Raw genomic sequence first — 19,210 nt, 5'->3', positions numbered from 1 at the left:
TTGCGCCAATTCGTGAAACTGGCGGGCCTCGTGTCCGCCGCTCTCCTGCTCGTCGCCCTTTTCGGGGCGGCGAGCGTCCGCGCGCAAACGCCCGGCGCAGCCACGCCCGCGCCGACGCCCATCGAGGCTCTCCTCCTCGAATACACCGAAATCATTCAGAAAAGCTCACGCCGGTCGATCGGCCCCGCCATCGATGCGCTGGCGGCAAGTGGCCTTCCGGATGCCGCCGAGGTTCTACGCCTGTGGCGCGACAAGGAACTCTACGCGCGCGAAAGCGACGGCCGCTTCTTCCGCGCGACGCGCGACGGCGACAACTACATCCTGTCCCACATCGTGACTGGCGCGCCCATGGGCCAAGCCGGCCGGCGCGAGGTGGACGACATCAAGCCCAACAGCGGCATCCGCGCGATGATTTCCGCAGCGCTGGTCGCCTTCCAGCTCGCCGATCCCGACCCCGCAATCCGTCTCAACAGCCTCGATGCGATGCTGCGCGATCCGGAGGCCTCTCACCTCACCGCATTGCGTTCAGCGCTGGGGCGCGAGACGGACCCGTTCGTGCAAGCCGCGCTGGAACGCGCCGAACGCCGCCTCACGATCATGTTCGACGAGGACACCGAGGCCCGGATTGCCGCCATCAAGAGCTTCGAGAACGACCTCTCGGTCGAAACCCGCGGCACACTGAACCCGCTGCTCGACACCCGTCTCAAGGTGCGCAAGGCCGGTGATCCCGCGCCCGAAAATGTCGCCCGCACGCTCACCCCCGGCGGCGAAGCCCTCTCCTTCCTCGATGCTTACGCCATGCTGGTCGACGAGGACCTTGCCCCCAAGGCGATCAACGCCGCAGCCCGCGACGCGGCGCTGATCGCCAACATTGCGGACGGCGCCGTTGCCGGCGTTCCCGTCGCGTCGCTGGACAGCCGCGCCGCGCGCGACCGGGCTTACGCGACGCTTGCCGGCGAAGGTGTCGTCCCCGCCACCATGACCGAGGACCAGCAACTCGCCCTCCTCGAGCAGTTCGTGTTCGAAACCATCTACCGCGAGCCGAAGGCAATCACCGACGCTGCCAACGAAACGGTGGAATCCATCAACGCCACCGTCGCGATGTACCGGTTTGCCGACCTGGCGCTCGACGGTCTTTCGCTGGCCTCCATCTACTTTCTGGCCGCCATCGGCCTTGCCATCACCTTCGGCGTGATGGGCGTCATCAACATGGCCCACGGCGAGTTCATCATGATGGGCGCCTACACCGGCTACGTCGTCCAGCTGTTCGTTCCGGACAAGACGCTGTCGATCCTGGTGGCTCTGCCGCTTGCCTTCGCCATTACGTTTGCCGCGGGCGTCCTTCTGGAACGGCTCGTGATCCGCTGGCTCTACCACCGCCCGCTGGAAACGCTTCTGGCCACCTTCGGCGTCTCGATCGCGCTGCAGCAGCTGGCGAAAAACATCTTCGGCACGCAGGCGCGCCCCCTCACCTCGCCGGACTGGCTGGGCGGCGCGCTGGTGATCAACGATGCGCTGCAGATCTCCTACATCCGCATCGCCATCTTCGTCCTCGCCATCGTCTTCTTCGTGGCGCTCCTCATCACCCTCAACCGCACCCGCCTCGGGCTTGAGGTGCGCGCCGTCACGCAAAACCCGCGGATGGCAGCGTCCATGGGCATCAACCCCGACCGGATCAACATGCTGACCTTCGGCCTTGGCTCCGGCATCGCCGGCATCGCCGGCGTCGCCATCGGCCTCTTCGCCAAGGTCACATCGGACCTCGGGTCCGGTTACATCGTGCAGAGTTTCATGACGGTGGTGGTCGGCGGCGTCGGCAATGTGTTCGGCGCGCTGGCCGGCGCCACCATGATCGGCTTCCTGCAAAAGGGCATCGAGGCGCTGAACCCGTCCAACACCTTGGCGGCGCAGACCTACATGATCATCTTCATCATCATCTTCATCCAGTTCCGCCCCAAGGGCATCTTCGCCCTCAAGGGCCGCGCGGCAGACGCATGAGCCTGACAATGCACGCCTCCCGCCGCCCATCCGCCCTCTTCTTCATTCCGGTGGAGGACCCGCCGGAGGCGAGTCTTCTCTCAGCGACATTCCGGCGGAGCCGACCCCTCCCCCAACCCGTGGAGCGGGGCGAGGGTCAAGGCCGAAGAGCGGAGCGTGCCTTGAGGCTCGCCCCGCTCCGCGGGAAACTGAGCCCCCGAGGGAGCGCCCATGCACGGCCCGCGGCAGCCACGCCGCCAACACGGCAGATGATTGGAGCCGCCCGATGAAACGCCGCTCCATCCTCGCGCAGCCCAATGTCTTCATCGTGCTGCTGCTTCTGGCCGCCTTCACAATCACGGTGGGCGCCATGTCGGAAGCGGCAGGCGGCGACCTCTCCACCAGCCTCGTGAAGACGCTCGGCAAGACCCTCTGCCTCTGCCTCATCGCGCTCGCGATGGATCTGGTCTGGGGCTATTGCGGCATTCTGAGCCTTGGCCACTTCGCCTTCTTCGGGCTCGGCGGCTACATGGTCGGCATGTGGATCATGTATTCGCGCACCGAGGCCATCGTGATCGAGGCCGCGCGCAATGCCCCGCTTCCGCCGACGCCGCAGGAGGTGAAGGACGCCATCGGCACGCAGATCTTCGGCGTGGTCGGCGGCAGCGACATCCCCGCCATTTGGACGTTCGCCTACTCCCTCCCCATCCAGCTTCTTCTCGTGGTGCTGGTACCGGGGCTGCTCGCACTGGTGTTCGGCTGGCTGGCATTCCGGAGCCGCGTCACCGGCGTCTACCTCTCCATCCTCACCCAGGCGATGACGCTGGCCCTGTCGCTCTATCTCTTCCAGAACGACACGGGCCTTCGCGGGAACAACGGCCTGTCGGGCCTTCAGAACATTCCGGGCTTCGAGGGAACGCCGCAATCGGTGGTTTCGCTGGCCTTCTTCGTGGCGTCCGCCGTGGCGCTGGGCCTTGCCTATGTGCTGGCGGCCTGGCTCGTCTCCGGCAAGTTCGGCTCCATCATCCGCGGCATTCGTGATGACGAGCCGCGCGTGCGCTTCCTCGGCTATCAGGTGGAGCACTACAAGCTGTTCGTGTTCACCCTCACCGCCATCATCGCCGGCATTGCAGGCGCTCTCTACTACCCGCAGGCCGGCATCGTGAACCCGGCGGAAATTGCGCCGATCGCCTCCATCTATCTCGCGGTTTGGGTGGCGATCGGCGGGCGCGGGCGCCTTTACGGTGCAATCATCGGGGCGGCCGTGGTCTCTCTTCTGTCCACCTGGTTCACCGGCGGGCGGGCGCCTGACCTGAACCTCGGCCTCTTCACCATCGAATGGGTGGACTGGTGGCAGGTGCTGCTCGGGGTCTCGTTCGTCCTCGTCACCCTGTTCGCGCCCAAGGGGATTGGCGGCGTGTTCGATCTCATCGTCCGCCGCAAACCGGCGCCAGCCACGACCGGCCAGGGCACCGCGCCCGCCACCCGGTCTGCGGGAGCCACAAAATGAGTGCCCTTCTCGAAGTATCGGGGGTCTCGGTCTCGTTTGACGGGTTCAAGGCCATCAACAATCTGTCGTTCGAGATCGGCGCGGCGGAGCTGCGCGCCATCATCGGCCCCAACGGGGCCGGCAAGACCACGTTCATGGATATCGTCACCGGCAAGACGCGGCCCGACAAGGGTCAGGTCAGCTGGGGAGACGACAACATTTCGCTCCTGCGCCTGTCGGAGGCGGCCATTGCGCGCCTCGGCATCGGTCGCAAGTTCCAGCGGCCAACGGTGTTCGAGGACCAGAGCGTGTTCGACAACCTCGTCTTGGCGCTGAAGAAGCCGCGCAGCCCCTTTGCCGCCATCTTCTACCGCCGCGACGAGACCGACATCCGGCGCATCAATCAGCTCGCCGCAGAAATCGGCCTGTCGGACCAGCTCCCCCGCAAGGCCGGCGAGCTCTCCCACGGCCAGAAGCAGTGGCTCGAAATCGGGATGCTGCTTGCGCAGGACCCCAGGCTCCTTCTGGTCGACGAGCCGGCCGCCGGAATGACGGTTGCCGAACGCGCCCACACCACCAAGCTCCTGCGGGAAGCGGCCCGCACCCGCGCCGTGGTGGTGGTGGAGCACGACATGGAATTCGTCCGCCAGCTCGGCTGCAAGGTCACGGTGCTGCACGAGGGTTCGGTGCTTGCCGAAGGCTCACTCGACCATGTGACCAGCGATGAGCGCGTAATTGAAGTGTACCTTGGCCGATGATGCTCGAAATCGAAGACCTCACCCTCCACTACGGCCAGTCCCGGATCCTCAACGGCATCTCGATGAGCGCCGACATTGGTGCCGTCACCTGCGTGATGGGCACCAACGGGGTCGGCAAGACGAGCCTCCTGAAGGCGATTGCGGGCACCCACCACCGCTCCGGCGGCAGCTATGTACTGGACGGGTCGCCCGTGGCAACGCCCGCCCCCCACGCGCTCGCCAAGCGCGGCGTGGCCGTTGTTCCCCAGGGGCGGGACGTGTTCCCGCTGATGACGGTGCGCGAGAACCTCGAAACCGGCTACGCCTGCCTGCCGCGCGCGGAGCGGGGCATTCCCGGCGAGATTTTCGAGCTGTTTCCGGTACTGCAGGAAATGCAGAACCGCCGCGGCGGCGACCTGTCGGGCGGCCAGCAACAGCAGCTTGCCATCGCGAGGGCGCTGATCACCAAGCCCAAGCTTCTCCTGATGGACGAGCCGACGGAGGGCATTCAGCCCAACATCATCCAGCAGATCGGCCGCGTGATCGAATATCTGCGCGACCAGAAGACCATGGCCATCGTGCTGGTCGAGCAATATTTCCGCTTCGCCTACGATCTGGCGGACCGCTTCGTGGTGCTGGAGCGCGGCGCCGTGCTGTTGTCCGGCAACAAGGCCGACCTCAGCGAGGACGAACTCTACCGCTCAGTCTCGGTCTGACGGCCTACCAGAACTGCCACCAGGGCACTTCTTCGGCCGCTGCATCGCCGGGGTCCGGGACCGCGACGGCCTCGGGCGCCGGCTCCGGCGTTATCAGCTCGGCAGCCGCAGGTTCGGCGGCGACGGGCTCGGCCGGCGGCACCGGCTCCGCCGAAAAGGCGGCCAGCACCTCGATCGCCTCATCCAGCGAATTCTTGCCCGCCGCAACGTTGCCGTGGCCGCAGGCCGCCAGCCCCTCCTCCATCATCCGTTGCGCTTCGGCCGCCGCACCGGCCGGTGCGGTGTCCAGAACCGCTTCGACCCTTTTGCGGGCGGCCAGAATGTCCGGGTTTTCGCACGCGGCCATCGCCTTGCGATACTCCCGGTCCCGCGGCTCCTGCGCGGACGCCGAAAGAGTGCCCGCGGTCAGGCACACAAACACGAGGACGGGGCGGAAAATGGGCATCAAGGCGCTCTCGCATTGTCATAAGGAAGGCCCGCGGCGCCGTGGCGGCCCGCGGTGGCGCTACTTGGCGCAGAACGTCAGAACAGGTCCGGCCAGAGCCCGGTCACGCCGATGAAAATCAGATAGGCCGCAACCGCGTAATTCAGGATACGCGGAAACAGGAGGACGACGACGCCGATCACCAGAGCGGCCACGGGTTGTGCTGTGATTTGTTCCATCGTGGAGGGCTTTCGCTGAATGGTCGTTGCGGTTGATCCGGGCCGGCGGCCCTGCGGCGAAGACTGCCGTCACCCGCCGTGGCTTTGCAAGCCTCAGCGCCGCTTCATCTGCCACCGCGTTCGCTCCTTTGGCACACGATCCCTTGCCAATCGGTGCACAAACGAAAAGAGGCGGTCCGCTGGACCGCCTCGCATTCGTGTCGCTCGAGAGGTTCGGGCTGCCGGTCAGGCCGCCTTTTCCTGCTCCTGCACGTCGTCTCCGTCGTCTTCGTCCTCGGCACCCTTCACCGGACGCTTGGGCGCCTTGGCAAGCTGGGCTTCGATGACCTTGATGGCCTCTTGCTCGTCCGTCTTGTTGATGGCGGCAATCTCGCGCGCCATCCGGTCGAGAGCGGCTTCGTACAGCTGACGCTCGGAGTAGGACTGTTCCGGTTGGCTGTCGGCGCGGTACAGGTCGCGGACGACTTCCGAGATCGCGATCAGATCGCCGGAATTGATTTTCGCCTCATATTCCTGGGCGCGACGGCTCCACATGGTCCGCTTGATCCGGGCACGGCCGGTGACGACTTCCAGCGCACGAGTCATCGTTGCGGGCTCAGCGAGCTTGCGCATGCCGACGCTTTCGGCTTTACCCACCGGGACCCGAAGCGTCATCTTGTCTTTCGCGAAGGTCACGACGATGAGTTCGATGGGCTCACCCCCGAACTCCGTCTTTTCGATCGCCGTCACCTGCCCCACACCGTGGGCCGGATAAACCACATGCTCAGTCGGCTTGAACGCTGACTTTGCAGCGCTCTTTTTAACCGTTGCCATAAGCTCCAGTCACTCCTCGCGGAAGCCCGGTCCAGCCATGGACAAGGCTATTGTTGTTGTGGAAAGTCGGTCGGTCGGGTCGTCCTTTCTCGCGCACTCGCCTTCGTGTGAGGCTAGGTTGCGCTCGGTCCAGAAATTATTCGGAAGACCATCACCAACCGCTCCTGTTGACGTGCGGTAGACTGCGCCGTGGGCGAGACCCGTACAAAACGCCCGCGCAGGCCGTGGCACTTCAATAAACATAGCACAAGTGGCGGCCGAATTAAAGTGACCGCGCGGAGCGTGGATCAAATTTGAGCTATAAGCTGCAATGGTTTCATGCAGCTACCGGGCAGAAAGCGCAGTCGCCGGCTGGAAATTACGCAAGAATCGCGAGGACTTGGCTGTCGCAGCGCAAGCCCGGCGCAACGGTGCATTGCTGCCAGTCAATGCGGCGCCGCGATGATTCGGCCTTCAACGGCCGCTTTGCATTGATGAAACGAAACGTATGATGAATTGAGACGGAAGGCCGGCAGCACAGCCATTTCCAGGTGGCTGCCAGCACGAGATGCCGCACCCGGCGCTAGTCGCCGGTGCCGGGCTTCGGCGAGAACAGCTCCAGCTTGTTCGGCTTGCCGTCAAATTCCTCGGCTTCGGGCAACTGCTCCTTCTTGGCCGTGATGTTCGGCCACTCGGAGGCGTAGGTCGCGTTCAGCTCAAGCAATTTCTCGAGCCCGGGTTCGGTGTCCGGTTTGATCGCGTCCGCGGGGCATTCGGGCTCACAGACACCGCAATCGATGCACTCGTCCGGATGGATGACGAGCATGTTCTCCCCCTCGTAGAAGCAATCCACGGGGCAGACTTCGACGCAGTCGGTGTACTTGCACTTGATGCATGCCTCGCCGACGATATAGGTCACACGACTTCTCCTTCGCTTGCGGGACGCGTTTACGATGCCGCGCGCGATGCGGCAAGCGTTTGCGGGCGCGGCGTCTCAGTCATGGCTCGACCGTGGATGATTCCGCACGCTGGCGGCCCCCTCTGCGGTGGGCTGGTCGAGCCGCAGATAAAGGTTCACGGTTTCCGGCGGCGACACCCGCGATGGCGCAAACCCCACCACCTTCACCACATGCACCAGCTTGCCGATCCGAATGGTGAGAATGTCGTCCACACGCACCTTGCGGGCGCTGTCGGTCACCTTGTCGCGGTTGAGGCGCACCTTGCCGCCGGCCACGAGGGCCTGCGCCAGGGTGCGCGTCTTCACGAAGCGGGCGTAGGTCAGCCACTTGTCCAGCCGCTGGGGCTCGGGCGCCTCGTCCGCCTCAGTCCGCTGCGCGGCCATGCACAATCTCGCCGCGGTCAACGATCGCCAGGGCCCTTGTCCAGCTTCTGCTTCAGCGCCGCGAGGGCGGCGAAGGGCGAATCGGGGTCCGCCTCACGCTCGCGCCGCTGCGGACGGGGCGCCTGCTGCGTTTCGGTGCGCGAAGGCGGGCCGCCCTTGCCGCGCTTCTTGCCGCGCTTGGGACCACGATCGGGCCGCTCGCCGCGCGCTTCTGCCAGCGCCTGACCGGGTGCCGGATCTGCGCCTTGTGATGACCGCGGCGCAGAGCCCGGCTGGCCAAGGTCGGGGCGCGGGCTGTTGCGCTGCCCACCGCGGCGCGGCCTGCGCCGGCTTTCGCCGGCATCCTCGTCGCCCGAGGGTGCACCCCGGCGGCGGCGCGGCCCTTCGGACCGCTGGTGCCGCGGAACCCGCCAGATCTCGATCACAACCGGCGCTTCGGCTTCGGCTTCGGCTTCACTCGTTGCGGGCGCCTCTGCGGCCGGCGCCTCTGCATTATCTTCAACCGGCTGGTCCGCCAGGTGCGCCGGAACGGCGACAGCCGCGGCGTCGGGCGCTTCGGCAGGCGCCTCAGCCGCTGCGGTTGCTTCCGCCGGCTCTGCTACCGCAGGCTGTGCGGCATCGGCGGGCGCGTCTACGGGCGCTTCTGCCTGAGCACTGTCTGCAGCCGGGTCCGCCACGGCCGTATCGTCTGCTGTCGGAGCGTCTACAGGCGCGGCGACGCCGGCCTCCGGCTCGGCTTCCGTCTCAGGCGCAGCGGCAGGCTGCGGCGCTGCGGTGCGTACGGGGATCGGCGGGCGGCCGGGCTTTCCGGCTTTCTTCGGCGCAGCGCGGCGCACCTGCTGGGCCGCTTCAACGGCATCACGCTCGGCAGCGTTCGCCTCACGCCGCTCCACGCGGTAGCCGAGCGAACCCAGCACCGCTGCAAAATCGTCGCCGGAACAGCCCAGCAGCGACGTCATCGTCACCGTCACCAGGAATGCCCCGCCGGACGGCACGGCACCTGCCGGCGGCTCGCCCGCATCCGGACCGGGACGCCAGGCCACCAGCGGGCGGATCTGGTCCGCCAGCCTCTCCAGAATATCGATGCGCACCGCCCGCGGCCCGCAAACCCGGAAGCCGACCACCCCGTAAAGCGCGGCCGGAATTTCCGGGTCCACCGGAATGGACGTGCGGCCTGACGCTGACAATTGCGGCACTTCCTGCAGGCCGGCGACATCGAGGTCGGCCTCCTTCAGCGCCCAAAGAAGAGCGAGCAGCTGGCTCGGTGCCGGCTTCAACAGCGCAGGCACGAAGATGTGATAGGCGCCGAACCGGACACCCAGCGTGCGCAAGCCCGCACGCGCCGCCTGATCGAGCGCCTTGGCCTCCTCGGCCACCGCGCCGCGCTCCACGCTGCCCAGCCCCTCGGAGATCCGGTAGGCGAGACCGCGAGCCCCGCCATCCAGCGCGTCAGCGTTGCGCAGGTCGAACAGCGGCTTCAAGAGGCCCTCGATGTGGGCCGCCAGCCACTGCGCCAGCCGCCCCTGCACCTTTTCGCGCGCTGCGGGAGACAGCGTGTCGTCCGCAAGGAGCACGGCGGCAGGCTTCAGCGTGTCGTCGGTGGCGCTGACCTTGCCGATCAGTGCGCCCTGCCAGCGCAGACCCGCGTCAGACCCCAGCGAGAACGCCGTGTCAGGGGCGGCGGCGGCCTTGTCGGCACGCTTTTCCATCTCGGGGATGAGGGCCTTGGAGGCGGCTGCACGCAGCGCCTTCTGGTCCCGCGGGTCGCCAGTCGAGGCATCCGTCTGAAAACGGAAACCGTGAAGGACGCCGAGATGCTGGCCTTCCACGATCACATCGCCAGCGTCATTCACTTCAGATTCCAGCATTCTATTCTCTCTCAGCCGCTTCATCAGCACGCTGGTGCGCCGGTCCACGAACCGCTGCATCAAACGCTGATGGAGCGCGTCGGACAAGCGGTCCTCCACCTGCCTTGTGGTTTCTCGCCATTCGGCCGGATCGGCAAGCCAATCATTGCGATTGGCGACGAAAGTCCAAGTTCTTATGTGCGCAATCCGGTTGGAAAGCGTGTCGATATCGCCGTCAGTGCGATCCGCATACCGCACCTGACGGGCAATCCAGTCGTCCGAAATTGCGCCGTCGCGGATCAGGAACTGATACAGGGCCAGCAACATATCGCCATGGTTGGCGGGCGCAATCTTGCGATAATCGGGAACCTGGCACACCTCCCAAAGCCGTTCCACGCGCGCAGCATTGCTGGCCATGTCCATGACTTCGGGCGTTTTGGTGGCGTATTCCAGCGCTTTTTGATCGTCCGCCGGCGGCGCCTTGGTGAGGCCTTCCTCCCGCGCCGGTTCGTCGAGCGACTTGCGCAGATTGTTCACCGACGAAAAGTCGAGGTCCGGATTGCGCCACTGGAACACCTTCGCAGACATGAACGAGTGTGTTTCCAGCGCCTCCACCAGCTCGTTGTCGAACGGGGCGACGCGGCCCGTCACGCCGAACGTGCCGTCGCTGGTGTGGCGGCCGGCGCGACCGGCAATCTGCCCGAGCTCGCCGGCATTGAGGGCGCGGAACTGGTAGCCGTCGAACTTGCGGTTGGAGGCGAAGGCCACATGGTCAACGTCGAGGTTGAGGCCCATGCCGATGGCATCGGTGGCAATCAGAAAGTCCACGTCGCCGTTCTGAAACAGCTCCACCTGCGCATTGCGGGTGCGTGGGCTGAGGGCGCCCATCACGATGGCGGTGCCGCCCCGCTGCCGGCGGATCAGCTCGGCGATGGCGTAGACCTCGTTGGCCGAGAACGCGACCACGGCCGAGCGCGGCGGCAGGCGGGTGAGCTTTTTCTGGCCCGCATAAGTGAGCATCGACATGCGCGGCCGGGTGACCACGTTGAGGCCGGGGAGCAGCTTTTCGAGGAGCTGCCGCGCCGTCAGCGCGCCGAGCAGCAGCGTCTCGAACCGGCCCCGGACGCGCAGGATCCGGTCGGTGAAGACGCGGCCCCGTTCAAGGTCCGCGGCAAGCTGGACCTCGTCGATGGCGACGAACTCCGCGTCGAGGTCGAGCGGCATCGCCTCCACGGTGGCCACATGGTAGCGGGCGCCGGGCGGGATGATCTTTTCTTCGCCGGTGATGAGCGCCACTTCGTCCGGCCCGATGCGGGCGACGATCCGGCCATAGACCTCGCGCGCAAGAAGGCGCAGCGGCAGGCCGATGACGCCGGAACGGTGCGCCAGCATCCGGTCGATCGCAAGGTGCGTCTTGCCGGTGTTGGTTGGCCCGAGCACCGCGGTCACGGTGCGGGCGCGCTGCTGCCTGAACTGGAGCGGGTGTTGCACGCTTGAGCAGCCCCCAGAAAATGGCACCGGCGTTTCGCCGGAGCGGTTGGCGTCGCCGCGGCGATCTTGCCGCGGAAATGAAGGCGGACCCGGGCCAGAAAGGGGCACCATAGTCCGTCAGGCTTGGCGCCGGCAGCACTGCCGGCGGCCTCGCCCCCTATACATAGGGGTTCCGCGCCAACCGCAAGCTCGGATTGACGGCGGGACGGCCGGCAACCGTGGTTGAATGACGCGAAGCCGCCCGCGGCCGCCGGCCTGCGGCGGTGTGCGCGAGGTTTCTACCGCCCGTCGCTCAGGCAGGCCGAGCGGAATAACTTGACAGATTGCCGCACAGGCGTTGGCTGTTGGCTCTTCGGCGTCCGTGCGTTGGCGCCTGCAAACTCTTCGGGAACCTGCGTGCCTTCCAACCTTTCGGGCCTTTCCGGCCGCCTGCGTGCAACTGCCATTCACATTTTCCCCGGCCTTGCCGTTGCGCTTCTGATAGCCGTCGCAGCCAAGTTCATCGCCGAGGAGTATGGCGGGCCGGTCATGCTGTTCTCGCTGTTGATCGGCATGGCGCTCGGGGTGTTCGGCGGCGATCAGCGAACGCGGCCGGGTGTGATGTTCGCGGGCTCACGCCTTCTCAGGGTGGGCGTCGCGCTGCTGGGCGCGCGCATTGGAGCCGACGAGATCGCCTCGCTCGGGGCCGGGTCGCTGATCCTGGTTCTGGCCGGCGTGGTGGGCACCATCGCGATCGGGCTCGTTCTGGCACGCGTCCTGTCGCTGGGGCGCGAACGCGGGATTCTCACCGGCGGCGCCACCGCCATCTGCGGTGCATCGGCAGCCCTTGCCATTTCGGCCGCAATGCCGGACCGGCCGGGCAAGGAGCGCGACACGCTGTTCACCATCATCGCGGTGACCGCGCTCTCCACCCTCGCGATGGTGGTCTACCCGCTCATCACCCGCCTCTTCGGTTTCGACGATGTGGCGGCCGGGCTCTTCATCGGCGGTTCGATCCACGACGTGGCGCAGGTGGTTGGCGCGGGCTACACCATCAGCGAGACCGCAGGCGACACCGCCACCCTCACCAAGCTGTTTCGCGTCGCGATGCTGGCGCCGGTGGTGCTGACGGTCGCGTTCGCCTTCCGCGAGCGGGGCACCGCCGGGGGCCTGCGCGGGATCGCACCACCGCCGATGCTGGTCGGCTTCATTGCGCTGGCGCTCCTCCACACCTTCGGCCTCCTGCCGCCGGCTGCGGTGGCACTGGCCGCCACCGCATCGTCGTGGCTGCTGGTGATTGCGGTGGCCGCGATCGGCGTGCGCACCAACCTCTCGGACCTCAGGCAGGTGGGCTGGCGTCCGCTGGTGCTGGTGGTGTGTGAAACGCTGTTTCTGCTGGCCGTATTGCTTATCGGCACGATGCTGCTTCACGCCTAACAATATTTCAAAAACCCGCAGCAACACCAATAATGCGCGAATTATTAGACCATTAACCTGGATTAATATAAATATTAATTCATCAACACAACTATGACGTTGAGGCCAATTTCGGGGATAGCTTAAAATTGCGCCGGAACGACTCGGGCTGGGAATGTCTTCTTCTTTCGTACTTAACGGAGGCATTCTCATGCACCACAAGAAACTTATTCTCCTGTCAACGGCGGCTGCGATCATCTCGGCGGCGCCGGCAATGGCACAAACTGCCGAAATGTCATGCGAGGCCGAAGTCGCAGCGTTCAAGGATACCGTCCGCGGTGATGACGCGTTCCCCGCAATTGAAGCCATGTTCAACGATGTCGAGCTTCAGCTCGCCGACGCCGTTGGCGACACGCCCGGCAACTGCTTCGCGGTGCTTTCGCAGTCGCAGACCATGATGGCCGACGCCGGCTACGAGATTGCCGGTGCGTCCGACGCCACCGCCATTGCCCGCACGCAGCAGCTCATCCAGCTTGTCGCCAGCGCCGAAGCCAGCACCGTGATGGTCGAAGCCGTCCCCGCGCAGGTTGCCGTTGCCGCCGCTGAAGCGGACGTTTCGGTCGAGCAGGGCGCGACTTCGGTCGACGTCTCCCAGCGCGCTGCGGAAATCGAAGTGCGCCAGCCGCGGTCCGACGTGACCGTGTCCGCACCGCAGCAGCGCGTTGACGTGACCCAGCCGGAAGCCGTCGTCGACGTGCAGGCCGCAGCGCCCCAGGTTGAGGTCAGCCAGCCGGCACCGCGCGTGACCGTGCAGCAGTCGCAGCCGGAAATCGCCGTCGAGCAGACGCAGCCGCGCGTGACCATCGAGCAGCCCGAGCCCGAGATCATCGTGCGCCAGTTCCAGCCCGAAGTGGTCATCAACCAGCCGCAGCCGAAGATCACCGTCTCACAGCCCGAGCCGCAGGTATCCGTCGTGCAGCCCGAGCCGCGCGTGATCGTGCAGGCCGCCGAGCCGCAGGTCGCCGTGACGCAGGCCGAGCCCAACGTCTCCGTCGAGCAGGTCAGCCCCGAAGTCAGCGTGACGCAGCGCCAGCCCGAGATCGAGGTCGTCCAGCAGGAAGCGCGGGTGAAGGTCGAGGAATCCGAGCCCATCGTGAACGTGGCCCAGGCAGCGCCCCAGGTGAACGTCGCTCAGGCCGAGCCTATCGTCGACGTCAGCCAGAATGCGGCGAAGGTTGCCGTGTCGCAGGGTGAAGCCGAAGTTGCCGTTGCGCAGGAAGCCCCCGCGGTCAGCACCGACATGGCGGACACCGCCTCCGTCAGCGCCATGCGTGAGAGCGGCGGCGCAGACGTTGCCGTCCAGACCGAAGCTGCGCCGACGATCGTGATTGCCGACGTTGACACCGACGTCGTCGTCGCGGCCGCCGAGCTGGAAGCCATCGCAGTTCTGGAAGTCGGCTTCGCGTTTGATTCCAGCGAAATCACGGCCGAGGCGCGCGCCAACGTCCTGACTGAAATCAAGGCTCTGGTGGACGGCACGCAGAATGCAGCCGTTCTCCTCACCGGCTACGCCAGCCCGATCGGCAACACGCAGTACAACAAGGAACTTTCCGAGCGCCGCGTGAGTGCTGTCGAAGCCGCGCTCATCGAGATGGGCATCAGCGCCGCTGCGGTGCGCACCCGCAGCCTCGGCGAACAGAACACCGAGGTTCCGGCGTCCGAAGACGAGCGTTCGCCGGAAAACCGCCGGGTTGAAGTTCGCGTCGTCGACCTCAGCGTCGTCGACCGCGGCTAAGCCGCCGGCCAGACGAACGAGACGAAACGGGGTGCCGAAAGGCGCCCCGTTTTTCGTTTGCGCTCAGATGCTGGTGATTGTCCGCTCGTCACCGTCGAAGAGGTGGATGTTGTCGCGCCTGGCCTTCAGGTGCAGCACCTCGCCAAGGCGCGCCACATGGTCGCCGGGCGCGCGCACGGTCAGTTCGCCGAGCCCGGCTACCTCAATATAGTAGAAGCTGTCGCCGCCCAGATGCTCGGCAACCACAATGGGGCCGGTGAAGTCCGCGTCTTCCTCGCTTGTCAGCCAGAGGTCTTCCGGCCGGATGCCGAGCTGCACCGGGCGGCGGGCGGCGTCCACCTTGCGCTCCGTCGTCAGTGTCCTGTCGCCGACGCGGGCCTCACCGGCGGTGCTGCCGGGTTCGCACGGCAGGATGTTCATGGTCGGCGAGCCGATGAAGGTGGCAACGAAAATGTTGGACGGGTTGCGGTACAGCTCAAGCGGGGCGCCCATCTGCTCGATCTTGCCGGCGGAGAACACGACAATGCGGTCCGCCAGCGTCATCGCCTCCACCTGATCGTGGGTGACGTAGATCATCGTGGCATCGAGCTTGGTGCGCAGACGGGCAATCTCGATGCGCATCTGGACGCGCAATGCGGCATCCAGATTTGAAAGCGGTTCGTCGAACAGGAAGGCGGCGGGCGCGCGCACGATGGCGCGGCCGATGGCAACGCGCTGGCGCTGGCCGCCCGACAGATCCTTGGGCTTGCGGTCGAGTAGCGGCTCGAGGCGCAGGATGGCGGCGGTGTCGTCCACCGCAGCCTTGATGTCGGCCTTGGACGCGCCGGCGACCGACAGCGGAAACGCCATGTTCTCGCGCACCGTCAGGTGCGGATAGAGGGCATAGGACTGGAACACCATGGAAAGGCCGCGCTCGGGCGCCGACAGCGCCGTCACATCCTTGCCGTCAATCAGGATCTTGCCTGCGGTGGTCTCTTCCAGTCCCGCAATCAGGCGCAGCATGGTGGACTTGCCGCAGCCGGACGGGCCGACGAACACCACAAACTCCTTGTCCTCGATGGCAAGGTCGACGCCCTTGATGACCTCGACGGCGCCGAAGGATTTGCGGATGTCCTGAAGATCAATGCGTGCCATCGCCGGCCCCTTTTGCAAAATCGAGCCAGGCGGCGGCCGTCCACGTGAAACTGCCGCCACCCAGCGGGGCCCCGTCGAGGGGGCTGTAATATTCGTAAAAACCGCCATTCTTGACGAGCGCCGCGCTGTCTGCGCGCACCCGCTCGGCACGGGCCGCGTCGCCCCGCTCGGCAAGGCCCATCGCGATCAGCCAGTTGACCACCAGCCACACCGGGCCGCGCCAGTAGCGTTTCTCGTCAAAGTCGGGCGCTGCCGGGTCCCAGCTGGGGCACATGTAGCGGCACGCCTCAGCCATCCGGTCGAAGTGGGCGTTGAGGGCGGCGGCGCGCTCCGGCGGCAGGCCGCCTGCGAGAAAGCCGAGGAACGAAGCGGCGGAGACCGCCGTGCCGCGCTTGCCGGTGCGCACGTCGCGCGTGGTGTAGGCGGCGACCTCGTCGCTCCACAGCCGGTCCATGCCGGCACGCAGCGCTTGCGCGCGTTCATTCGCTTTCGCCGCGAGGTCCAGCCTGCCGGCGGCTTCGGCCAGGGTGGCGAGCGCGGTTTCGGCGCGGGCGAGGATTGCGGTCATGCCGGGGTCGGCGACGAAGAAAGGCGATTTCTCCGGCATCGCCGCCTGGTTCCAGGCGACCGAGCGGCCGAACTCCACCAGCGCGATGTAGCGCTCATACTGCTCTTTTGTGGGGCGCATTGCGGCGTCGACATGGCCGAGGTCGCGGCGCTGGAAGGGGGCGACGTTGCTGGCGTCCACGGCCTCCAACGGGCCATCCCAGTCCGGCAGGTTGTCGCGGCCGGACTCCCACGGGTGGATGACGGCGATGGCGCCGGTGTCAGGATCGCGCCTTGCGATCTGGAACCAGCGGTGCCAGCGGTCGATGGCCTCCACCAGCCCCGCAAGATCGGCCCCGCCGAGTGCGCCGCGCGCCAGAAGCCGCTCCGCCGCAATGGCGAGCACGGGGGGCTGGGTGATGCCCGAGGTCGGCACCGCGTGCCCGCTGCCCCACACGTCGGGGCCCGGAAAATAGCCGTCGTCGTTGCTGTGGAAGATGATGTGCGGGATCATCCCGTCGGTCCACTGGGCGGCGGCCAGCGTCTTGAGTTCGCGCACGGCGCGGGCCGGATCGAGGTGGGCATAGCCGAGCGATGCAAACGCCGAATCCCAGTTCCACTGGAACGGGTAGAGCCCCTTGGTGGGGACGGAGAAGGTGCCGCGGTCGTTCTCGCGCAGGATGGCGATGGCTTCGTCGTCGCGGCTCATCCCTTCACGCCGCCGGCAGTGAGGCCCTTTACCATGAAGCGTTCGGCAAGGAGGAAGAGGAACAGGATCGGGATCGTCGTCACCACGGCACCAGCCATCAGATATTGCCGCGGCACCTCGCTGGAATTCAGCGAGACCACCGCGCGGGAAAGCGTGAAGATCTTGGGATCGTCGAGGAACATGAACGCGAACAGGAACTCGTTCCACGCGATCATGAAAACGTAGAGGCCGACCGAGGCGAGCGCCGGGAGCGACAGCGGCAGCGTGATCTTGCGGATGACGCCGACGCGCGACAGCCCGTCCATCAGCCCTGCCTCCTCAAGCTCCGCCGGCACGCCGCGGAAATAGCCGGAGAGCATGTAGATCGCCACCGGCAGCGTGGTGGCGGGATAGACGATGAGGAGGCCGACCACCGTGTTGCGCAAGCCCAGCTGCGAGAACACCGCGTAGAGCGGGATGACGAGGACGATGGCCGGGACGAGGTAGATGAGGAGGATCGAGCGCGACAGCGCCTGCCGGCCGGGGAAGTTGAGCCGCGCCACCGCATAGGCGCCCGGCACCGCGAAGGCGAGGCAGATCACCACCGTCAGCGTGGAGACCACGAACGAGATCAGCATGTAGCGGCCAAAGTCGTAGGTGGTGAAGAGCTGGATGTAGCTGTCGAACAGGCTGTCGAAGCCTTGGCTGAAGTCGATCGACAGGTCGAGCGGGTTGGCGATCAGGCTCTGCTGCGTCTTGAAGCTCGTCATCACCAGCACGTAGAACGGCAGGATCACGATTACCGCAAAGAACAGGTGGCCGAAAATGCCGAGGCTTGACGCCAGCGCATGCTCGGTCGCCCGCCGCGTCTGCCTTGCCAGCGTGACGGTGCGCAGGTTGGCCGAAAGGATGTTGACGAGCGCCACGGCTGTCAGCAGCAGACCGGCCATCTGCCAGAGTGATGCGTGGTCGAGCGGCTGGCCATAGGGCGCGCCGAATGCCGCCGCCACAATGAGCGCGGCCACCAGAGCCATGACAATCGCGCGGAAGCCGAATGTGCGCTCCTCCAGCGGGCGCCAGGCCAGCGCCAGGCCCGCAACGAGGCCCGCAACGGCAGCACCGCCCAGTTGCGGCGTCATTGCCGTGCCGGTGATGAGGGTGAGCGTGACACCGCCAAGGAGATGCAGCGTGGCGCCCCACAGGAGGCCGAGAACACCGGCGGTGAGCCAGCCCGGAAAGCGGGGTGCTTCCATCCGGGCACGGGCAGCCTGTGCGGGGGTCATAGCCCCTCCCCTTTCGGCAGCGCGCGGAAATAGAGCAGCGCGAAGATGAGAAGCATCACGAAGATCACCACCGCAACGGCAGCGCCCGCGCCGAGGTTGCCAATGGCAAATCCCTGATAATAAACGTCAACCGTCAGGGTGCGGGTGCCGGCGGCGCCGCCCGTGAGCAGGAAGATGTCGTCGAACTTGTTGAACGTCCAGATGAAGCGCAACAGGAACAGGACCGCCAGAATGCCGACGATCTGTGGCATCGAGAGGCGGAAGAATTTCTGGAACGGGGTTGCGCCGTCCATGTCGGCCGCTTCGTACATGTCGGTCGGGATCGATTGCATCCGCGCCAGGATGAACAGGAACGACAGCGGAAAATAGCGCCATGCCTCGAAGGCGATCACCATGGCGAGCGCCAGCGGGAAGCCGAATTCGAGGCCGAAGATGGAGACCGGCACCATCCGCGCGCCGAAGAAGTTGACCGGCTCGCCCGCCACGCCCATCGCCTGGATCATCGCGTTGATCGTGCCGGAAAATGGGTCGAACAGCACAAGCCACGTGAACGCCATGGCAATGACCGGCGCAACGTAGGGAAAGAGGTAGAGCCCGCGCAGGATCGACCGGCCCCGAAAGTCGCGGTTGAGGAGCTGGGCTGCGATGACGCCCAGCACAATGGCGCCCAGCGTGCCGAACAGCGTGTAGAAAATCGTCACCCACAGCACCTGCATGAACTCCTCGCCATCGAACACGGCACGGTAGTTTTCGAGCGAGAATGCAAGGTTGGTGAGGACGTTGGGCGCGCGCACGGTGGTCAGCGCATCGCTGTCCCGCGGATTGATGGGATTGGCGAGGTACGCCTCGGCGGCACGCACGCGGATTTCGAGTTCGCCGCGGGCGCCGGGATCGAACGCGCCCAGCGCGCAGGAAAGCGAGCCCCCTTCGAGGGTGCATCGGCTGTCGAGGTCGATGGGCTCGAGGCCCTCGGGCAACGTGTCGGTGAGGGTGGTGTCCGACAGGGCGGCATCGCGCGACGAATTGCGCAGCCGGTACTGGATGGTGGCCTCGTCGCCCGCGGCTTCGAGGTCGCCGCGCAGGCGCTCGTTGGCAAGCAGTGCCGGCGGGCGGAGGTCCGCAATGCCGACGGGCTTGAAGCTGATCCATATATTGGCCGCCAGCGGCAAAAGCACGATGGCCATGACGATGGCCACCGTGGGCAGGATCATGGTGTAGGCGAGCCGCGACTCGCGCCGGGCGATGGGCCCGACACCCTTGTCGACGAGTGGTCCTGCGCTTTTGCTCATGGGCAAGATCCGGCCGCCGGTATGCC

Annotated in this window: 16 protein-coding genes; 6 read left to right on the top strand and 10 right to left on the bottom strand. The window is 66.1% G+C overall.

Annotated features, from left to right (window positions below):
• From urtB to urtE, 4 genes are all read left to right on the top strand, one after another.
• Complete coding sequence (urtB, locus tag RDV64_RS11520) at window positions 1-1,998, top strand: urea ABC transporter permease subunit UrtB (protein ID WP_309199398.1); 1,998 nt, start codon at window positions 1-3, stop codon at window positions 1,996-1,998.
• 265 nt (window positions 1,999-2,263) lie between these two features.
• Window positions 2,264-3,487 carry an urea ABC transporter permease subunit UrtC gene (gene urtC / locus RDV64_RS11515; RefSeq protein WP_309199397.1) on the top strand — a complete coding sequence of 408 codons (1,224 nt, stop codon included), beginning with the start codon at window positions 2,264-2,266 and terminating at the stop codon, window positions 3,485-3,487.
• Entirely contained in the window at window positions 3,484-4,224 is a 741-nt protein-coding gene (gene urtD, locus RDV64_RS11510; RefSeq protein ID WP_309199396.1) for an urea ABC transporter ATP-binding protein UrtD, read from the top strand. The genes urtC and urtD overlap by 4 nt, the downstream gene beginning before the upstream one ends.
• The gene (urtE, locus tag RDV64_RS11505) at window positions 4,224-4,919 is read left to right on the top strand and encodes an urea ABC transporter ATP-binding subunit UrtE (protein ID WP_309199486.1); all 696 of its coding nucleotides are present in this window, start codon (window positions 4,224-4,226) and stop codon (window positions 4,917-4,919) included. The genes urtD and urtE overlap by 1 nt, the downstream gene beginning before the upstream one ends.
• 4 nt (window positions 4,920-4,923) lie before the next feature.
• Here the strand turns inward: urtE and RDV64_RS11500 are convergent, their stop codons facing one another.
• The 6 genes from RDV64_RS11500 to RDV64_RS11475 all read right to left on the bottom strand — a co-directional run bounded on the left by RDV64_RS11500 (window position 4,924) and on the right by RDV64_RS11475 (window position 11,054).
• Entirely contained in the window at window positions 4,924-5,364 is a 441-nt protein-coding gene (locus RDV64_RS11500) for a hypothetical protein (protein ID WP_309199395.1), read from the bottom strand.
• A gap of 77 nt (window positions 5,365-5,441) precedes the next feature.
• The gene (locus RDV64_RS11495; RefSeq protein ID WP_309199394.1) at window positions 5,442-5,582 is read right to left on the bottom strand and encodes a DUF3096 domain-containing protein; all 141 of its coding nucleotides are present in this window, start codon (window positions 5,580-5,582) and stop codon (window positions 5,442-5,444) included.
• A gap of 225 nt (window positions 5,583-5,807) precedes the next feature.
• Window positions 5,808-6,395, bottom strand: a complete 588-nt coding sequence (locus tag RDV64_RS11490; RefSeq protein WP_309199393.1) for a CarD family transcriptional regulator — start codon at window positions 6,393-6,395, stop codon at window positions 5,808-5,810.
• A gap of 562 nt (window positions 6,396-6,957) precedes the next feature.
• On the bottom strand, window positions 6,958-7,293 hold the full coding sequence (fdxA, locus tag RDV64_RS11485; protein ID WP_309199392.1) for a ferredoxin FdxA: 336 nt from the start codon (window positions 7,291-7,293) through the stop codon (window positions 6,958-6,960).
• A gap of 75 nt (window positions 7,294-7,368) precedes the next feature.
• Entirely contained in the window at window positions 7,369-7,716 is a 348-nt protein-coding gene (locus tag RDV64_RS11480) for a S4 domain-containing protein (protein WP_309199391.1), read from the bottom strand.
• Window positions 7,717-7,733: 17 nt separating this feature from the next.
• Window positions 7,734-11,054: a helicase-related protein gene (locus RDV64_RS11475; protein WP_375143808.1), complete on the bottom strand. Its 3,321-nt coding sequence runs from the start codon at window positions 11,052-11,054 to the stop codon at window positions 7,734-7,736.
• Window positions 11,055-11,450: 396 nt separating this feature from the next.
• Between RDV64_RS11475 and RDV64_RS11470 the strand changes: the two genes are divergently transcribed.
• Window positions 11,451-12,470, top strand: coding sequence for a putative sulfate exporter family transporter (locus RDV64_RS11470; RefSeq protein WP_309199390.1), 1,020 nt, complete (start codon window positions 11,451-11,453; stop codon window positions 12,468-12,470).
• Window positions 12,471-12,660: 190 nt separating this feature from the next.
• The gene (locus RDV64_RS11465; protein ID WP_309199389.1) at window positions 12,661-14,244 is read left to right on the top strand and encodes an OmpA family protein; all 1,584 of its coding nucleotides are present in this window, start codon (window positions 12,661-12,663) and stop codon (window positions 14,242-14,244) included.
• A 63-nt stretch (window positions 14,245-14,307) separates the two neighbouring features.
• Here the strand turns inward: RDV64_RS11465 and RDV64_RS11460 are convergent, their stop codons facing one another.
• From RDV64_RS11460 to RDV64_RS11445, 4 genes are read right to left on the bottom strand one after another with little or no spacing between them, the layout of a single operon-like run.
• Window positions 14,308-15,378 (bottom strand): sn-glycerol-3-phosphate ABC transporter ATP-binding protein UgpC, encoded by a 1,071-nt coding sequence (locus RDV64_RS11460; RefSeq protein ID WP_309199388.1) that lies wholly within the window; start codon window positions 15,376-15,378, stop codon window positions 14,308-14,310.
• On the bottom strand, window positions 15,365-16,633 hold the full coding sequence (locus RDV64_RS11455) for a trehalase family glycosidase (protein ID WP_309199387.1): 1,269 nt from the start codon (window positions 16,631-16,633) through the stop codon (window positions 15,365-15,367). The genes RDV64_RS11460 and RDV64_RS11455 overlap by 14 nt, the downstream gene beginning before the upstream one ends.
• Entirely contained in the window at window positions 16,630-17,895 is a 1,266-nt protein-coding gene (locus RDV64_RS11450; RefSeq protein ID WP_309199386.1) for a carbohydrate ABC transporter permease, read from the bottom strand. The genes RDV64_RS11455 and RDV64_RS11450 overlap by 4 nt, the downstream gene beginning before the upstream one ends.
• Window positions 17,892-19,184 carry a sugar ABC transporter permease gene (locus RDV64_RS11445; RefSeq protein ID WP_309199385.1) on the bottom strand — a complete coding sequence of 431 codons (1,293 nt, stop codon included), beginning with the start codon at window positions 19,182-19,184 and terminating at the stop codon, window positions 17,892-17,894. The genes RDV64_RS11450 and RDV64_RS11445 overlap by 4 nt, the downstream gene beginning before the upstream one ends.
• Between the last annotated feature and the right edge of the window lie 26 nt (window positions 19,185-19,210).

Source organism: Acuticoccus sp. MNP-M23, from assembly GCF_031195445.1.
Lineage (GTDB): Bacteria > Pseudomonadota > Alphaproteobacteria > Rhizobiales > Amorphaceae > Acuticoccus.
Note: the sequence above shows the minus strand (reverse complement) of the source record. Positions and strands in the feature narration are given on the sequence as shown.

Excerpts from the sequence above, each read along its gene's own strand:
- RDV64_RS11480 (WP_309199391.1), bottom strand. The coding sequence starts at position 7,716 with ATGGCCGCGCAGCGGACTGAGGCGGACGAGGCGCCCGAGCCCCAGCGG.
- RDV64_RS11500 (WP_309199395.1), bottom strand. The coding sequence starts at position 5,364 with ATGCCCATTTTCCGCCCCGTCCTCGTGTTTGTGTGCCTGACCGCGGGC.
- RDV64_RS11450 (WP_309199386.1), bottom strand. The coding sequence starts at position 17,895 with ATGACCCCCGCACAGGCTGCCCGTGCCCGGATGGAAGCACCCCGCTTT.
- RDV64_RS11495 (WP_309199394.1), bottom strand. The coding sequence starts at position 5,582 with ATGGAACAAATCACAGCACAACCCGTGGCCGCTCTGGTGATCGGCGTC.
- urtE (WP_309199486.1), top strand. The coding sequence starts at position 4,224 with ATGCTCGAAATCGAAGACCTCACCCTCCACTACGGCCAGTCCCGGATC.
- RDV64_RS11455 (WP_309199387.1), bottom strand. The coding sequence starts at position 16,633 with ATGAGCCGCGACGACGAAGCCATCGCCATCCTGCGCGAGAACGACCGC.
- urtD (WP_309199396.1), top strand. The coding sequence starts at position 3,484 with ATGAGTGCCCTTCTCGAAGTATCGGGGGTCTCGGTCTCGTTTGACGGG.
- RDV64_RS11460 (WP_309199388.1), bottom strand. The coding sequence starts at position 15,378 with ATGGCACGCATTGATCTTCAGGACATCCGCAAATCCTTCGGCGCCGTC.
- urtC (WP_309199397.1), top strand. The coding sequence starts at position 2,264 with ATGAAACGCCGCTCCATCCTCGCGCAGCCCAATGTCTTCATCGTGCTG.
- RDV64_RS11490 (WP_309199393.1), bottom strand. The coding sequence starts at position 6,395 with ATGGCAACGGTTAAAAAGAGCGCTGCAAAGTCAGCGTTCAAGCCGACT.
- RDV64_RS11465 (WP_309199389.1), top strand. The coding sequence starts at position 12,661 with ATGCACCACAAGAAACTTATTCTCCTGTCAACGGCGGCTGCGATCATC.
- RDV64_RS11445 (WP_309199385.1), bottom strand. The coding sequence starts at position 19,184 with ATGAGCAAAAGCGCAGGACCACTCGTCGACAAGGGTGTCGGGCCCATC.